General features: G+C 34.2%; 13 protein-coding genes and 1 pseudogene. 10 read left to right on the top strand and 4 right to left on the bottom strand.

Going from position 1 to position 16865, the window contains the following annotated elements:
- Positions 1–18 precede the first annotated feature (18 nt).
- Complete coding sequence (gene deoB, locus HMPREF2658_RS13495) at positions 19–1197, top strand: phosphopentomutase (RefSeq protein WP_000197806.1); 1179 nt, start codon at positions 19–21, stop codon at positions 1195–1197.
- A 130-nt stretch (positions 1198–1327) separates the two neighbouring features.
- Here the strand turns inward: deoB and phnE (HMPREF2658_RS13490) are convergent, their stop codons facing one another.
- The 4 genes from phnE (HMPREF2658_RS13490) to HMPREF2658_RS13475 all read right to left on the bottom strand — a co-directional run bounded on the left by phnE (HMPREF2658_RS13490) (position 1328) and on the right by HMPREF2658_RS13475 (position 4885).
- Positions 1328–2143, bottom strand: coding sequence for a phosphonate ABC transporter, permease protein PhnE (phnE, locus tag HMPREF2658_RS13490; RefSeq protein WP_000191092.1), 816 nt, complete (start codon positions 2141–2143; stop codon positions 1328–1330).
- On the bottom strand, positions 2140–2940 hold the full coding sequence (gene phnE / locus HMPREF2658_RS13485; RefSeq protein WP_001127863.1) for a phosphonate ABC transporter, permease protein PhnE: 801 nt from the start codon (positions 2938–2940) through the stop codon (positions 2140–2142). Before phnE (HMPREF2658_RS13485) ends, phnE (HMPREF2658_RS13490) begins: the two co-directional genes overlap by 4 nt.
- A gap of 1 nt (position 2941) precedes the next feature.
- Complete coding sequence (phnC, locus tag HMPREF2658_RS13480) at positions 2942–3715, bottom strand: phosphonate ABC transporter ATP-binding protein (RefSeq protein ID WP_000078092.1); 774 nt, start codon at positions 3713–3715, stop codon at positions 2942–2944.
- A 213-nt stretch (positions 3716–3928) separates the two neighbouring features.
- Positions 3929–4885: a phosphate/phosphite/phosphonate ABC transporter substrate-binding protein gene (locus HMPREF2658_RS13475; RefSeq protein ID WP_000787672.1), complete on the bottom strand. Its 957-nt coding sequence runs from the start codon at positions 4883–4885 to the stop codon at positions 3929–3931.
- 228 nt (positions 4886–5113) lie between these two features.
- Between HMPREF2658_RS13475 and HMPREF2658_RS13470 the strand changes: the two genes are divergently transcribed.
- The 9 genes and pseudogenes from HMPREF2658_RS13470 (at position 5114) to cap8E (ending at position 16861) form a co-directional block, all read left to right on the top strand.
- Positions 5114–6658 (top strand): hypothetical protein, encoded by a 1545-nt coding sequence (locus HMPREF2658_RS13470; protein WP_000725618.1) that lies wholly within the window; start codon positions 5114–5116, stop codon positions 6656–6658.
- Between the two features lie 50 nt (positions 6659–6708).
- Positions 6709–8244 (top strand): bifunctional metallophosphatase/5'-nucleotidase, encoded by a 1536-nt coding sequence (locus HMPREF2658_RS13465; RefSeq protein WP_000065022.1) that lies wholly within the window; start codon positions 6709–6711, stop codon positions 8242–8244.
- Positions 8245–8312: 68 nt separating this feature from the next.
- Positions 8313–8525: pseudogene (locus tag HMPREF2658_RS13460) on the top strand (zinc peptidase); the annotation flags it as partial.
- Positions 8526–8909: 384 nt separating this feature from the next.
- The gene (gene adhE, locus HMPREF2658_RS13455) at positions 8910–11519 is read left to right on the top strand and encodes a bifunctional acetaldehyde-CoA/alcohol dehydrogenase (protein WP_000955801.1); all 2610 of its coding nucleotides are present in this window, start codon (positions 8910–8912) and stop codon (positions 11517–11519) included.
- A 343-nt stretch (positions 11520–11862) separates the two neighbouring features.
- On the top strand, positions 11863–12531 hold the full coding sequence (gene capA / locus HMPREF2658_RS13450; protein ID WP_000446307.1) for a capsular polysaccharide type 5/8 biosynthesis protein CapA: 669 nt from the start codon (positions 11863–11865) through the stop codon (positions 12529–12531).
- 15 nt (positions 12532–12546) lie between these two features.
- The gene (gene cap8B / locus HMPREF2658_RS13445) at positions 12547–13233 is read left to right on the top strand and encodes a type 8 capsular polysaccharide synthesis protein Cap8B (protein ID WP_000037324.1); all 687 of its coding nucleotides are present in this window, start codon (positions 12547–12549) and stop codon (positions 13231–13233) included.
- Between the two features lie 2 nt (positions 13234–13235).
- Positions 13236–14000: a type 8 capsular polysaccharide synthesis protein Cap8C gene (gene cap8C / locus HMPREF2658_RS13440; RefSeq protein WP_000565293.1), complete on the top strand. Its 765-nt coding sequence runs from the start codon at positions 13236–13238 to the stop codon at positions 13998–14000.
- 19 nt (positions 14001–14019) lie between these two features.
- Complete coding sequence (gene cap8D / locus HMPREF2658_RS13435; RefSeq protein WP_000940779.1) at positions 14020–15843, top strand: type 8 capsular polysaccharide synthesis protein Cap8D; 1824 nt, start codon at positions 14020–14022, stop codon at positions 15841–15843.
- The gene (gene cap8E / locus HMPREF2658_RS13430; protein WP_000459062.1) at positions 15833–16861 is read left to right on the top strand and encodes a type 8 capsular polysaccharide synthesis protein Cap8E; all 1029 of its coding nucleotides are present in this window, start codon (positions 15833–15835) and stop codon (positions 16859–16861) included. Before cap8D ends, cap8E begins: the two co-directional genes overlap by 11 nt.
- Positions 16862–16865 lie beyond the last annotated feature (4 nt).

Below are 16865 nucleotides of genomic sequence, written 5' to 3'. Positions count from 1 at the left end.
AATTTGGGAGTGATAGCTATGACAAGACCATTTAATCGTGTACATTTAATCGTAATGGATTCAGTAGGTATTGGTGAAGCGCCAGACGCAGCTGATTTTAAAGATGAAGGTTCACATACTTTAAGACATACCTTAGAAGGCTTCGATCAAACTTTACCAAACCTTGAAAAGTTAGGTCTAGGGAACATCGATAAATTACCAGTAGTAAATGCAGTTGAACAACCAGAAGCATACTATACTAAATTGAGTGAAGCTTCAGTTGGTAAAGATACAATGACTGGTCACTGGGAAATTATGGGATTAAATATTATGCAGCCTTTTAAAGTATACCCTAATGGATTCCCTGAAGAGTTAATTCAACAAATTGAAGAAATGACAGGTCGTAAAGTTGTTGCTAACAAACCGGCATCAGGTACGCAAATTATCGATGAGTGGGGCGAGCACCAAATGAAAACTGGTGACTTAATTGTTTATACAAGTGCAGACCCAGTATTGCAAATTGCTGCACATGAAGACATTATCCCATTAGAAGAGTTATATGATATTTGTGAAAAGGTTCGTGAGTTGACAAAAGACCCTAAATATTTAATTGGTCGTATTATCGCACGTCCATATGTTGGTGAACCAGGAAACTTTACACGTACATCTAATCGACATGACTATGCGTTAAAACCATTTGGTAAAACTGTCTTAGATCATTTGAAAGACGGTGGTTATGATGTTATTGCCATCGGTAAAATTAATGACATTTATGATGGTGAAGGTGTAACAGAAGCGGTTCGTACGAAGAGTAACATGGACGGTATGGATCAATTGATGAAAATTGTTAAGAAAGATTTCACAGGTATTAGCTTCTTAAACTTAGTAGACTTTGATGCATTATACGGTCATCGTCGTGATAAACCGGGTTATGCACAAGCAATTAAAGATTTCGATGATCGCTTGCCAGAACTGTTTAGCAACTTAAAAGAAGACGATTTAGTAATTATTACAGCAGACCATGGTAATGACCCGACAGCGCCAGGTACGGACCATACGAGAGAATATATCCCAGTAATTATGTATAGTCCGAAATTTAAAGGTGGTCATGCACTAGAAAGTGATACTACATTCAGTTCTATCGGTGCAACTATAGCAGATAATTTCAACGTAACATTACCAGAGTTCGGTAAAAGTTATTTAAAGGAATTGAAATAGAATAAATTTAGATATTATAAAAACAGCAGTGAAGTTAACTATAACAATAGTTTTCTTCACTGCTGTTTTTATTATAATAGAGAAACGTAAGACGGTAGGACCTCTTATTTAGGAGTATCCTGATTTAATGTTAAACAATACGTTTTCGGATTGAACCGGAAATTAAATCGACAATTGCGACCATTAGTACTAAACCGATTAATATAATACCTACACGGTCCCAAGAACGTGTTTGAATGGCAAATATGAGTGGTGTCCCGATACCACCAGCCCCAATTAGCCCCAGTATAGAAGCTGAACGTAAGTTTAGTTCAAAGCGATAAAGTATGAGTGATAGAAAGGCAGGCATAATTTGTGGTATGACTGCAAATACGAGTGTTTTAATCTTATTCGCACCACTGGCCTTTAATGATTCTACAGCACTGAAATCTAGACCTTCAATATCTTCAGCTAAAAGTTTCCCAAGCATACCTACGGAATGGATACCTAAAGCTAATACACCTGAAAATGAACCTGGGCCAACAGCTTTGATAAATATAAGTGCCATTACAATTTCTGGGAAGACACGTATAACACTTAAAATAAATTTGCTTACACCTGAAACTGGGCGTAGCTTTACCATATTATTTGCACCTAGAAATGCTAATGGAATACAGATAATTGCGGCGATGAAAGTACCTACAACGGCTATCGCAAAGGTTTCAAGTAAACCACGTAATAAGTCTTCGCCATCTGGTATATAGATATAGCTGATATCAGGATGGAATAATCCGCTGAATATGGATTTTAAGATTTCTAATGATTTACTTTTAAGTTCTAAACTTGGTACACCTGCAAATGCCCAGATGATAATAGCTAAGACGACAATTGCAATAAGCCATCTTTTAATCAATTTTCGTTTGTGTGCTTTTGTGTGAACATTATATTTTGCTATTTCCTGTGTCATGCGAGATGTGCCCTCACTTTCGTACTGATGTAATCAATGACGACGACGATAACTAAAGTAAATAAAATAATCGTTGCTGTTTTTGGATATTGAAATAAACCAAGTGTTTGATCATAAAACAATCCAATACCGCCAGCGCCGACTAATCCAAGCACAGCTGAAGCACGTATATTTACTTCAAATGCATATAATACGTATGACATAAATGACGATATGGCTTGTGGTACAACACCGAAAACAATCCATTTTATTTTATTAGCGCCAACAGCCGTCATTGCTTCCATTGGACCTGGATCTATCGTTTCCAATGATTCATATAATAATTTTCCAATAATACAGATAGTTAAAATAAACAATGCTAATATCCCTGGAATTTGACCGATTCCAAATACAGCCACAAAGATTGCTGCTAATAGCAAATCCGGTATAGTACGAACTATATTTAAAATAAAACGCGAGGGTATTGAAATCCACTTTTGATGAACGATATTGCTAGCACATAATAACGCAATTGGTATTGAAACGATGCTACCTAATACTGTACTTACGATAGCCATTCGAATGGTATCTAACATTGGCGTTGTAATTTGTTGTAAATACTCGAAATCAGGTGGAATCATTTGTTTGAATAGATCACCTATTTGAGGTATTCCTATCATTAAATCTCCAAAATTAAACCCCGTATAAATGAAGCTCCAAATGATAAGCACAATGATTAACATGAAGGTAAAACTCGTTTTTAAAGAAACCTTTTTCTTTAAAAGGGAGTCATACTTTGTAGGTGTTTCTAAAGGCATGTTAGTTCACTCCTAGCTTTTCATCTTCTTTAATTGTACGTCCATATATTTCACTAAATACGTCATCTGTTGCTTCAGATGCAGGACCATCATAGACAACTTCACCATCACGTAAACCAATGATGCGTGTGCCATATTCTTTTGCCAAGTCAACAAAATGTAAATTAATTAAAATTGTGATGCCTAATTCTTGGTTGATTTTTCTTAAATCATCCATAACCTGTTTCGTTGTTAATGGGTCTAATGAAGCAACTGGTTCATCTGCAAGAATAATTTCGGATTCTTGGCATAGCGCACGTGCAATAGATATACGTTGTTGTTGGCCACCTGATAATTCATCAGAGCGTTGATTATATTTATCTAAGATGTTGACCCGTTCTAGTGCATCCATTGCTTTAATTTTGTCTTCTTTTGGAAATAAACCTAATACCATTTTCCAAGTAGGGTGATAACCTACACGTCCACTTAGTACATTTCGTAATACACTTGACCGTTTAACTAAATTAAAATGTTGGAAAATCATACCTATATTTCGGCGCATTTCTAATAATGCTTTACCATGGGCTTTAGTGATTGATTTACCTTGAATGAAAATTTCACCTGACGTGATATCATGCAAACGATTTACAGATCTTAATAGCGTGGATTTCCCAGCACCAGATAGTCCGACAATGACTGCAAATTCACCTTTTTCAATATTTAAGTTAATATTTTTCAAGCCTACATGACCGTTAGGATAGACTTTACTGACGTTTTTAAATTCGATTTGACTCATGTTTGACACCTTTCTTTAATAAAGAAAAGCCAAGGTAAACTGAAATATCATAGACATTGGGTTTCTGTGTACAAATGGTTTCAAATGTACAGCGACACCTTTCTATATCTGTTTCAGTTTAGCGCCTAGCTTTTCAATATTAATCTAGAATATATCTATTGAACGAAAGCTTTTAATACCAAATTCGATAATGATTCATTGGTTAAATAATGATTATTTCATATCTTTAACTAATTTTTCGTACTCTCTTACAATGTCGAAATTTGAATCTTTCGTTTCTGTGTATCCTTCATGTGAATAAACTTCGCTAATAATTTTGTGACCTTCTTTTGATTTAGCAATGTCTATAAAAGCTTTTTTCAATTTTTCTTGGAAATCTTTATCCATATCTGGTCTTACAGAAATTGTGTCATTCGGAATAGCTTGTGTTAATTTTAAAATTCGTGTGTCTTTAAATACATTTGGTTGGTCTTTTTTCACAGTATTACGTGCATCGTTAAATACAGCCGCAGCATCTACATCTCCATTTAATAATGAGATAACTGCTTGGTCATGACCTTTAACATTCACAATTTTCATATCTTTAGTTGCATTAATACCTGCTTCGTTTTTTAACATCGCAAGTGGGAATGTATATCCAGCAGTTGATGTTACATCTTGTAAGGCAATTTTCTTACCTTTTAAATCTTTCAAGCTTTTAATTTTTGAGTCTTTTTTAACAAGAATTTCTGATTTATAACTATCTACAAGTTCTTTACTTGCTGAACCATCTTCTTTTACACCAAAACGTTGTGCTTGTAATAATAAATCAGCTGCTTTTTGATCATGTGCTAATGTGTATGCCGTTGGTGGTAAGAAACCAACATCAACTTTTTTAGACTTCATAGCTTCAACAATTGTATTGTAGTTAGTTGATACAGACACTTTAACTGGAATCCCTAATTCTTTAGATAGTAATTTTTCTAATGGTTTTGCTTTAGCCTCTAATGTTCCAGCATTTTGCGAAGGTACAAATTGTACTGTTAATTCTTTAGGTTTGTATCCTCCTGATTTAGAATCCGAATCATTACTAGCGTTCTTTTGATTATCTAAAGAACTTGAATTTCCACATGCTGCCGCAAAAACAATGACTGCTAACATTAATACAAATAAACACTTAAAATTTTTCATTTGATAACTGTCCCCTTCACATTCTTAATCGTGTAATATGTATGCAATGAAATTACACTTATAGCGTACCACATTTAAATGCGAAAAAGTATTTTATAAAAATGAATTTTAATAACTTTCTTTAAGAGTTTGATAATATTTTGTAAATTTTTCGTTAAATTGCCCATTCCAAACATATATTTATCCTATAATTCAAGAACAAATTTATTTTAAAAGGAGCCTCACAAAATGAAAAAAATATATAAGTCATTAACTGTCTCTGCAATTGTTGCAACGGTATCATTAAGTGTTTTACCGCAATCTTTAGCTATAACGCATGAATCGCAACCTACAAAGCAACAGCGAACGGTATTATTCGATCGTTCTCATGGTCAAACAGCTGGTGCTGCAGATTGGGTTAGTGATGGTGCATTTTCAGATTATGCGGATTCAATACAAAAACAAGGCTATGACGTTAAAGCTATTGATGGTCATTCGAACATAACAGAAGCAAGTTTGAAAAGTTCCAAAATATTTGTAATTCCTGAGGCTAACATTCCTTTCAAAGAATCAGAACAGGCAGCAATTGTTAACTATGTGAAACAAGGGGGGAATGTTGTCTTTATTTCAGATCATTACAATGCTGACCGAAATTTAAATCGTATTGATTCATCAGAGGCAATGAATGGTTATCGACGTGGAGCGTATGAAGATATGTCGAAAGGTATGAATGCAGAAGAAAAAAGTTCTACTGCAATGCAAGGTGTGAAAAGTTCAGATTGGTTATCTACAAACTTTGGCGTACGTTTTCGATATAATGCACTAGGTGATTTAAATACGAGCAATATTGTTTCTTCAAAAGAAAGTTTCGGGATTACTGAAGGTGTGAAATCTGTATCTATGCATGCCGGATCGACATTAGCAATTACTAATCCAGAGAAAGCAAAAGGTATTGTGTATACACCAGAACAATTGCCAGCGAAAAGTAAATGGTCACATGCTGTAGATCAAGGTATTTATAATGGGGGTGGTAAAGCAGAAGGCCCCTATGTAGCAATTTCTAAAGTTGGAAAAGGTAAAGCAGCATTTATCGGTGATTCATCACTTGTGGAAGATAGTTCGCCCAAATATGTAAGAGAAGATAATGGAGAAAAGAAGAAAACATATGATGGTTTTAAAGAACAAGACAACGGTAAGCTATTAAATAATATAACGGCTTGGATGTCTAAAGATAATGATGGGAAATCACTTAAGGCGAGTGGCCTAACATTAGATACAAAGACTAAGTTGCTTGATTTTGAACGACCAGAGCATTCAACTGAGCCTGAGAAAGAGCCATGGTCACAACCGCCGAGTGGTTATAAATGGTATGACCCAACAACATTTAAAGCAGGTAGTTATGGCAGCGAAAAAGGCGCAGATCCTCAGCCAAACACACCAGATGATCATACGCCACCAAATCAGAACGAAAAAGTATCATTTGATATCCCGCAAAATGTTTCTGTAAATGAGCCATTTGAAGTGACAATATATTTAAAAGGATTTGAAGCAAATCAAACACTTGAAAATCTTAGAGTTGGTATTTACAAAGAAGGCGGACGTCAAATCGGACAATTTTCAAGTAAAGATAACGATTATAACCAGCCAGGTTACAGTACTTTGCCAACAGTTAAAGCAGATGAAAACGGAAATGCCACAATTAAGGTCAATGCTAAAGTACTTGAAAGTATGGAAGGTTCAAAGATCCGTTTAAAACTCGGTGACAAAACCTTGATTACAACAGACTTCAAATAAATATATAATAGAAATAAGAAAGATGTTTGTGATTGAAGGAGTGAGTGAGGATGTCAAATATAGCATTTTATGTCGTGAGTGACGTACATGGTTATATTTTCCCAACAGATTTTACGAGTAGAAATCAGTATCAGCCTATGGGATTGTTACTAGCGAATCATGTTATAGAACAAGACAGAAGGCAGTTTGACCAAAGTTTTAAAATAGATAATGGTGATTTTTTGCAAGGGTCACCATTTTGTAATTACTTAATCGATCATAGCGGCAGTAGCCAGCCTTTAGTTGATTTTTATAATCGAATGGCATTCGACTTTGGTACGCTTGGTAATCATGAATTTAATTATGGATTACCATACTTAAAAGACACTTTACGCAGACTCAATTATCCAGTTTTGTGCGCTAATATTTATGAAAATGATAGTACATTGACTGATAACGGTGTGCAGTATTTTCAGGTTGGAGATCAAACGGTTGGTGTGATAGGTTTAACGACACAATTTATTCCCCATTGGGAACAACCAGAGCATATTCAGTCACTTACGTTTCATAGTGCTTTTGCAACACTTCAACAACACTTACCTGAAATGAAGCGACATGCAGATATCATTGTGGTTTGTTACCATGGTGGATTTGAAAAGGATTTAGAAAGTGGTACGCCGACCGAAGTGTTAACGGGTGAAAATGAAGGATATGCCATGTTAGAAGCGTTTTCTAAAGATATAGATATCTTTATTACGGGTCACCAACATCGACAAATTGCTGAAAGGTTTAAGCAAACGGCTGTGATTCAACCTGGTACGAGAGGTACAACTGTAGGCAAAGTTGTCTTGAGTACTGATGAATATGAAAATGTATCCGTTGAATCATGTGAATTACTTCCTGTTATAGATGATTCCACATTTACTATTGATGAAGATGACCAACATATACGAAAGCAGTTAGAGGACTGGTTAGATTACGAAATTACAACATTGCCATATGATATGACGATTAATCATGCATTTGAGGCACGTGTGGCACCGCATCCTTTTACTAATTTTATGAATTACGCTTTATTAGAAAAAAGTGGAGCAGATGTTGCCTGTACAGCTTTGTTTGATTCTGCTAGTGGTTTCAAGCAAGTCGTGACGATGCGAGATGTTATTAACAATTACCCATTTCCAAATACATTTAAAGTTTTAGCTGTAAGTGGTGCAGAGCTTAAAAATGCCATTGAACGATCGGCTGAATATTTTGACGTGCAAGATGGAGAAATAAGTGTGAGCGCAGACTTCCTTGAACCTAAACCACAACACTTTAATTATGATATATATGGTGGCGTAAGTTATACCATTCATGTTGGAAGACCGAAAGGAGAACGCGTGAGTGACATGAAGATAAAAGGTCATCCAGTGGATTTAAAGCAGACATATACAATTTGTGTGAATAATTATCGTGCTGTTGGCGGTGGTCAGTATGATATGTATATCGACGCACCAGTTGTGAAAGATATTCAAGTTGAAGGCGCACAATTGCTTATTGATTTTTTATCAAATAATAATTTGATGCGCATCCCGCAAGTTGTTGATTTTAAAGTTGAAAAGTGACGGATATATGTAAAACTTACTTGATTTTAATCGAGTAAGTTTTTGTTTAAAGCGAGAAAGTATTATCTTTAGACGACGTGATTGAAATGTCACGTCCTGTCAAAATGAATAGTTTATTAAAGTTGTATTTTGATAGAAATATACTGACACCACAAAAATTATTGAATTATTTAAAAGTTGATGAAACATTTTTGAATCATCTAGCAGGTATTAATTTAAAACTCTTTAAGGATTATGTTAATGAAAATAGAGAATATAATATAACGAATCTATATAAATAAGGTACCAGTATTTAAACCTCGAGCTGAAAAGATCATCATTTCAGTTCGAGTTTTTTTGTGTAACATCTGTTGATAGGTATCGACAAGAACCTTTTAATGTTGTGTTTTGTGCGATATAACAAGCTTTTTAGGCTATTAAAGAATATTCAGAATTAAATATATAATTATGAATAAATTATGTCATTGAAAAAATTATGATTATAAAATCATTCTAAAAACACCGAAATAACAATGATTTCATGAAAACATTTATTTTAAAATTTGATATTTGTTCAAATAATATTCGAAATTAAACTTTTTTGCATAGAATTTTCTTTATATCCTGAGAGACATGTACTATAATGTTTGTGAAATAATTCACAAAGTATAAAGGAGTGGTTGTATATGTTAACTATACCTGAAAAAGAAAATCGTGGATCGAAAGAACAAGAAGTGGCAATTATGATTGATGCTCTAGCTGACAAAGGGAAAAAAGCATTAGAAACATTATCTAAAAAGTCACAAGAAGAAATTGATCATATTGTTCATCAAATGAGCTTAGCAGCTGTTGATCAACATATGGTGCTAGCAAAATTAGCACATGAAGAAACTGGAAGAGGTATATACGAAGATAAAGCGATTAAAAATTTATACGCTTCTGAATATATATGGAATTCAATAAAAGACAATAAGACAGTAGGGATTATTGGTGAAGATAAAGAAAAAGGATTAACGTATGTAGCGGAACCAATTGGTGTTATTTGTGGTGTTACGCCAACAACAAATCCTACGTCGACAACTATTTTTAAAGCGATGATTGCAATTAAGACAGGAAATCCAATCATTTTTGCATTCCATCCAAGTGCACAAGAATCGTCGAAGCGTGCAGCAGAAGTTGTATTAGAAGCGGCAATGAAGGCAGGTGCACCTAAAGATATTATTCAATGGATTGAAGTGCCTTCTATCGAAGCAACAAAACAATTAATGAATCACAAAGGTATTGCATTAGTTCTAGCAACAGGTGGTTCGGGCATGGTTAAGTCTGCATATTCAACTGGTAAACCGGCATTAGGTGTGGGACCAGGTAACGTGCCGTCTTACATTGAAAAAACAGCACACATTAAGCGTGCAGTAAATGATATCATTGGTTCAAAAACATTTGATAATGGTATGATTTGTGCTTCTGAACAAGTTGTAGTCATTGATAAAGAAATTTATAAAGACGTTACTAATGAATTTAAAGCACATCAAGCATATTTTGTTAAAAAAGATGAATTACAACGCTTAGAAAATGCAATTATGAATGAACAAAAAACAGGTATTAAGCCTGATATTGTCGGTAAATCTGCAGTTGAAATAGCTGAATTAGCAGGTATACCTGTCCCCGAAAATACAAAACTTATCATAGCCGAAATTAGCGGTGTAGGTTCAGACTATCCGTTATCTCGTGAAAAATTATCTCCAGTATTAGCCTTAGTAAAAGCCCAATCTACAAAACAAGCATTTCAAATTTGTGAAGACACACTACATTTTGGTGGATTAGGACACACAGCCGTTATCCATACAGAAGATGAAACATTACAAAAAGATTTTGGACTAAGAATGAAAGCTTGTCGTGTACTTGTAAATACACCATCAGCGGTTGGAGGTATTGGTGATATGTATAACGAATTGATTCCGTCTTTAACATTAGGTTGTGGTTCGTACGGTAGAAACTCAATTTCACATAATGTTAGTGCGACAGATTTATTAAACATTAAAACAATTGCTAAACGACGTAATAATACTCAAATTTTCAAGGTGCCTGCTCAAATTTATTTTGAAGAAAATGCAATTATGAGTCTAACAACAATGGACAAGATTGAAAAAGTGATGATTGTCTGTGACCCTGGTATGGTCGAATTCGGTTATACAAAAACAGTTGAGAATGTATTAAGACAAAGAACGGAACAGCCTCAAATTAAAATATTTAGCGAAGTCGAACCGAACCCATCAACTAATACAGTATATAAAGGTCTGGAAATGATGGTTGATTTCCAACCGGATACAATCATTGCACTTGGTGGTGGTTCAGCGATGGATGCTGCAAAAGCAATGTGGATGTTCTTTGAACACCCTGAGACATCATTCTTCGGTGCTAAACAAAAGTTCCTAGACATCGGTAAACGTACTTATAAAATAGGCATGCCTGAAAATGCGACGTTCATTTGTATCCCTACGACATCAGGTACAGGTTCAGAAGTAACACCATTTGCAGTTATCACAGATAGTGAAACAAATGTAAAATATCCGTTGGCTGATTTTGCTTTAACACCTGATGTTGCAATTATTGACCCTCAATTTGTGATGAGTGTGCCAAAAAGCGTTACAGCAGATACAGGAATGGATGTACTAACGCATGCAATGGAATCATATGTATCTGTAATGGCTTCAGATTACACAAGAGGTTTGAGTCTACAAGCGATTAAATTGACGTTCGAATATTTAAAATCATCTGTTGAAAAAGGTGATAAAGTTTCAAGAGAGAAAATGCATAACGCATCAACTTTGGCTGGTATGGCATTTGCAAATGCATTCTTAGGCATTGCACACTCAATTGCGCATAAAATTGGTGGCGAATATGGTATTCCGCATGGTAGAGCGAATGCGATATTACTACCGCATATTATCCGTTATAATGCCAAAGACCCGCAAAAACATGCATTATTCCCTAAATATGAGTTCTTCAGAGCAGATACAGATTATGCAGATATTGCCAAATTCTTAGGATTAAAAGGTAATACGACAGAAGCACTCGTAGAATCATTAGCTAAAGCTGTCTACGAATTAGGTCAATCAGTCGGAATTGAAATGAATTTGAAATCACAAGGTGTGTCTGAAGAAGAATTAAATGAGTCAATTGATAGAATGGCAGAGCTCGCATTTGAAGATCAGTGTACAACTGCTAATCCTAAAGAAGCACTAATCAGTGAAATCAAAGATATCATTCAAACATCATATGATTATAAGCAATAATCTATCTGATAATAATCATCTAACTCACCTGAAATTACAAAAGTAAAAAATGCCACATAAACTTAAAGTCGATAATCATTATACGGTTATCGGCTTTTATTTATTGCCAAATCTTCAGAGAGATACAACCTAGACAATCATTTTTTTAATAAAGAAAATATTAAGATTGATACTCATTTCACAAAATATTACTACTTTAGAGTATAATTATTTTTAATTTCATATAAATAAAAATGCGAAAATAATGCGGTTTAAAAGTAATTAATTGTTTAAACGATATGTAATATGTAAATACTATATATATAATACCAATTTTAATGAAAATTTTTAAGGGAGGTAAATAATGGAAAGTACATTAGAATTAACAAAAATTAAAGAAGTATTACAAAAAAACTTGAAGATTTTAATTATTTTACCGCTATTATTTTTAATTATTAGCGCTATTGTTACATTTTTCGTCTTATCACCTAAATATCAAGCTAACACTCAAATTTTAGTGAATCAAACTAAGGGTGACAATCCTCAGTTTATGGCGCAAGAGGTTCAAAGTAATATTCAACTTGTAAATACGTATAAAGAAATTGTTAAAAGTCCTAGAATTTTAGATGAGGTGTCAAAGGACTTAAATAATAAGTATTCACCATCTAAATTATCGAGTATGTTGACAATTACAAACCAAGAAAATACGCAACTTATCAACATCCAAGTTAAAAGTGGTCATAAACAAGATTCGGAAAAAATTGCGAATAGCTTCGCTAAAGTTACAAGTAAACAAATTCCGAAGATTATGAGTGTGGATAACGTATCAATTTTATCTAAAGCAGACGGTACAGCAGTTAAAGTCGCACCAAAAACTGTAGTGAATCTCATCGGTGCATTCTTTTTAGGATTAGTTGTCGCGCTTATATATATCTTCTTCAAAGTAATTTTCGATAAGCGAATTAAAGATGAAGAAGATGTAGAGAAAGAATTAGGATTGCCTGTATTGGGTTCAATTCAAAAATTTAATTAAGGATGGTTGCTACTTATGTCAAAAAAGGAAAATACGACAACAACACTATTTGTGTATGAAAAACCAAAATCAACAATTAGTGAAAAGTTTCGAGGTATACGTTCAAACATCATGTTTTCAAAAGCAAATGGTGAAGTAAAGCGCTTGTTGGTTACTTCTGAAAAACCTGGTGCAGGTAAAAGTACAGTTGTATCGAATGTAGCGATTACTTATGCACAAGCAGGCTATAAGACGTTAGTTATTGACGGCGATATGCGTAAGCCAACACAAAACTATATTTTTAATGAGCAAAATAATAATGGACTATCAAGCTTAATCATTGGTAGAACGACTATGTCAGAAGCAATTACGTCGACAGAAATTGATAATTTAGATTTACTAACAGCTGGTCCTGTACCTCCAAATCCATCTGAGTTAATTGGGTCTGAAAGATTTAAAGAGTTAGTTGATATTTTCAATGAGCGTTATGACATCATTATCGTTGATACGCCACCGGTCAACACAGTGACGGATGCACAACTATATGCGCGTGCTATTAAAGATAGTCTGTTAGTAATTGATAGTGAAAAAAATGATAAAAATGAAGTTAAAAAAGCTAAAACACTTATGGAAAAAGCAGGCAGTAACATTCTAGGCGTCATTTTAAATAAGGCAAAAGTAGATAAATCTTCTAGTTATTATCACTATTATGGAGATGAATAAGTATGATTGATATTCATAACCATATATTGCCGAATATCGATGACGGTCCGACAAATGAAACAGAGATGCTGGATCTTTTAAAACAAGCGACAACACAAGGTGTTACAGAAATTATTGTAACATCACATCACTTACATCCTCGATATACCACACCTATAGAAAAAGTGAAATCATGTTTAAACCATATTGAAAGCTTAGAGGAAGTACAAGCACTAAATCTAAAGTTTTATTATGGTCAGGAAATAAGAATTACCGATCAAATCCTTAATGATATTGATCGAAAAGTTATTACCGGTATTAATGATTCACGTTATTTACTAATAGAATTTCCATCAAATGAAGTTCCACACTATACTGATCAATTATTTTTCGAATTACAGAGTAAAGGCTTTGTACCGATTATTGCACATCCAGAGCGGAATAAAGCAATAAGTCAAAACCTTGACATACTATACGATTTAATTAACAAAGGTGCTTTAAGTCAAGTGACAACGGCGTCATTAGCGGGTATTTCCGGTAAAAAAATTAGAAAATTAGCAATTCAAATGATTGAAAACAATCTGACACATTTCATCGGTTCAGATGCGCATAACACAGAAATCAGACCGTTCTTAATGAAAGACTTATTTAATGATAAGAAATTACGTGATTATTATGAAGATATGAACGGATTTATTAGTAATGCGAAGTTAGTTGTTGATGATAAAAAAATTCCTAAACGAATGCCACAACAAGATTATAAACAGAAAAGATGGTTTGGGTTATAAACAGCAAATGAGGGGTTTTATGGCACATTTATCTGTGAAATTGCGGCTTTTAATACTAGCATTAATCGATTCACTGATAGTGACATTTTCAGTATTCGTAAGTTATTACATTTTAGAACCGTATTTCAAAACATATTCTGTCAAATTATTAATATTGGCAGCTATATCACTATTCATATCGCATCATATTTCAGCATTTATTTTTAATATGTATCATCGAGCGTGGGAATATGCCAGTGTGAGTGAATTGATTTTAATTGTTAAAGCTGTGACGACATCTATCGTTATTACGATGGTGGTCGTGACAATTGTTACAGGCAATAGACCGTTTTTTAGATTGTATTTAATTACTTGGATGATGCACTTGATTTTAATAGGTGGCTCAAGGTTATTTTGGCGTATTTATCGGAAATACCTTGGAGGTAAGTCATTTAATAAGAAGCCAACTTTAGTTGTTGGTGCTGGTCAAGCAGGTTCAATGCTGATTAGACAAATGTTGAAAAGTGACGAAATGAAACTTGAACCGGTATTAGCAGTCGATGATGACGAACATAAGCGCAATATCACAATTACTGAGGGTGTAAAAGTCCAAGGCAAAATTGCGGATATTCCAGAACTAGTGAGGAAATATAAGATTAAAAAAATCATCATTGCAATTCCAACTATTGGTCAAGAGCGTTTGAAAGAAATTAATAATATTTGCCATATGGATGGCGTTGAGTTATTGAAAATGCCAAATATAGAAGATGTCATGTCTGGTGAGTTAGAAGTGAACCAACTGAAAAAAGTTGAAGTAGAAGATTTACTAGGCAGAGATCCTGTTGAATTAGATATGGATATGATATCAAATGAATTGACGAATAAAACTATTTTAGTTACGGGTGCAGGTGGTTCAATAGGATCAGAAATTTGTAGACAAGTTTGTAATTTCTATCCAGAACGTATTATTCTACTTGGCCATGGTGAAAACAGTATTTATTTAATCAATCGTGAATTGCGAAATCGCTTCGGAAAAAATGTTGATATCGTTCCTATTATAGCGGATGTGCAAAATAGAGCGCGTATGTTTGAAATTATGGAAATGTATAAACCATACGCAGTTTATCATGCAGCAGCACACAAGCACGTGCCGTTAATGGAAGACAACCCTGAAGAAGCAGTACGTAATAATATTTTAGGTACGAAAAATACTGCTGAAGCTGCTAAAAATGCAGAGGTAAAGAAATTCGTTATGATTTCTACGGATAAAGCCGTTAATCCGCCTAATGTCATGGGAGCTTCAAAGCGAATTGCAGAAATGATTATTCAAAGTTTAAATGATGAAACGCATCGAACAAATTTTGTTGCAGTGAGATTTGGTAATGTACTTGGATCGAGAGGATCTGTGATTCCACTTTTCAAAAGTCAAATCGAAGCGGGTGGTCCAGTTACTGTAACGCATCCTGAAATGACACGATACTTTATGACGATTCCTGAGGCGTCTAGGTTAGTTTTGCAGGCAGGGGCATTAGCAGAAGGTGGCGAAGTATTTGTGTTAGACATGGGAGAACCAGTGAAAATTGTAGATTTGGCACGTAATTTAATTAAGCTAAGTGGTAAAAAAGAAGACGACATACGCATTACTTATACAGGGATTAGACCCGGCGAAAAAATGTTTGAAGAATTGATGAATAAGGATGAAATTCACCCAGAACAAGTATTTGAAAAAATTTATCGCGGTAAAGTACAACATATGCAATGCAATGAAGTTAACGCGATTATTCAAGACATCGTCAATGATTTTAGTAAAGAAAAAATTATTAACTATGCCAATGGCGAAAAGGGAGATAATTATGTTCGATGACAAAATTTTATTAATTACTGGAGGCACAGGATCATTCGGTAATGCTGTTATGAAACGTTTTTTAGACTCTAATATTAAAGAAATCCGTATTTTTTCACGCGATGAGAAAAAACAAGATGACATTCGAAAAAAATATAATAATTCAAAATTAAAGTTCTACATTGGTGATGTACGTGATAGTCAAAGTGTAGAAACAGCAATGCGAGATGTTGATTACGTATTCCATGCAGCAGCTTTAAAACAAGTACCGTCATGTGAATTCTTTCCAGTTGAGGCAGTGAAGACAAATATTATTGGTACAGAAAATGTCTTACAAAGTGCGATTCATCAAAATGTTAAAAAAGTCATATGTTTATCTACAGATAAGGCAGCGTATCCTATTAATGCTATGGGTATTTCGAAAGCAATGATGGAAAAAGTATTTGTAGCTAAATCAAGAAATATTCGTAGTGAACAAACGCTTATTTGCGGTACAAGATACGGTAATGTGATGGCTTCAAGAGGTTCAGTAATTCCTTTGTTTATCGATAAAATCAAAGCTGGAGAACCTTTAACGATTACAGATCCTGATATGACAAGATTTTTAATGAGTTTAGAAGATGCCGTAGAACTAGTTGTTCATGCATTTAAGCATGCAGAGACAGGCGATATTATGGTTCAAAAAGCACCAAGCTCCACAGTAGGGGATCTTGCGACCGCATTATTAGAATTGTTTGAAGCTGATAATGCAATTGAAATCATTGGTACGCGACATGGAGAGAAAAAAGCAGAAACGTTGTTGACAAGAGAAGAATATGCACAATGTGAAGATATGGGTGATTATTTTAGAGTGCCGGCAGACTCCAGAGATTTAAATTATAGTAATTATGTTGAAACCGGTAACGAAAAGATTACGCAATCTTATGAATATAACTCCGATAATACACATATTTTAACGGTGGAAGAGATAAAAGAAAAACTACTAACACTGGAATATGTTAGAAACGAATTGAATGATTATAAAGCTTCAATGAGATAGGAGA

The sequence above is a fragment of the Staphylococcus sp. HMSC062H10 genome, from assembly GCF_001836945.1.
In the GTDB taxonomy this organism is placed as follows: domain Bacteria; phylum Bacillota; class Bacilli; order Staphylococcales; family Staphylococcaceae; genus Staphylococcus; species Staphylococcus aureus.
The sequence above is the reverse complement of the archived record's forward strand: the minus strand, read 5'-3'. Positions and strand labels throughout refer to the sequence as shown.

Bases quoted from the DNA above. Each gene is read 5' to 3' on its own strand.
- deoB (WP_000197806.1), top strand. From the start codon at position 19: ATGACAAGACCATTTAATCGTGTACATTTAATCGTAATGGATTCAGTA.
- phnE (WP_000191092.1), bottom strand. From the start codon at position 2,143: ATGACACAGGAAATAGCAAAATATAATGTTCACACAAAAGCACACAAA.
- phnE (WP_001127863.1), bottom strand. From the start codon at position 2,940: ATGCCTTTAGAAACACCTACAAAGTATGACTCCCTTTTAAAGAAAAAG.
- phnC (WP_000078092.1), bottom strand. From the start codon at position 3,715: ATGAGTCAAATCGAATTTAAAAACGTCAGTAAAGTCTATCCTAACGGT.
- HMPREF2658_RS13475 (WP_000787672.1), bottom strand. From the start codon at position 4,885: ATGAAAAATTTTAAGTGTTTATTTGTATTAATGTTAGCAGTCATTGTT.
- HMPREF2658_RS13470 (WP_000725618.1), top strand. From the start codon at position 5,114: ATGAAAAAAATATATAAGTCATTAACTGTCTCTGCAATTGTTGCAACG.
- HMPREF2658_RS13465 (WP_000065022.1), top strand. From the start codon at position 6,709: ATGTCAAATATAGCATTTTATGTCGTGAGTGACGTACATGGTTATATT.
- adhE (WP_000955801.1), top strand. From the start codon at position 8,910: ATGTTAACTATACCTGAAAAAGAAAATCGTGGATCGAAAGAACAAGAA.
- capA (WP_000446307.1), top strand. From the start codon at position 11,863: ATGGAAAGTACATTAGAATTAACAAAAATTAAAGAAGTATTACAAAAA.
- cap8B (WP_000037324.1), top strand. From the start codon at position 12,547: ATGTCAAAAAAGGAAAATACGACAACAACACTATTTGTGTATGAAAAA.
- cap8C (WP_000565293.1), top strand. From the start codon at position 13,236: ATGATTGATATTCATAACCATATATTGCCGAATATCGATGACGGTCCG.
- cap8D (WP_000940779.1), top strand. From the start codon at position 14,020: ATGGCACATTTATCTGTGAAATTGCGGCTTTTAATACTAGCATTAATC.
- cap8E (WP_000459062.1), top strand. From the start codon at position 15,833: ATGTTCGATGACAAAATTTTATTAATTACTGGAGGCACAGGATCATTC.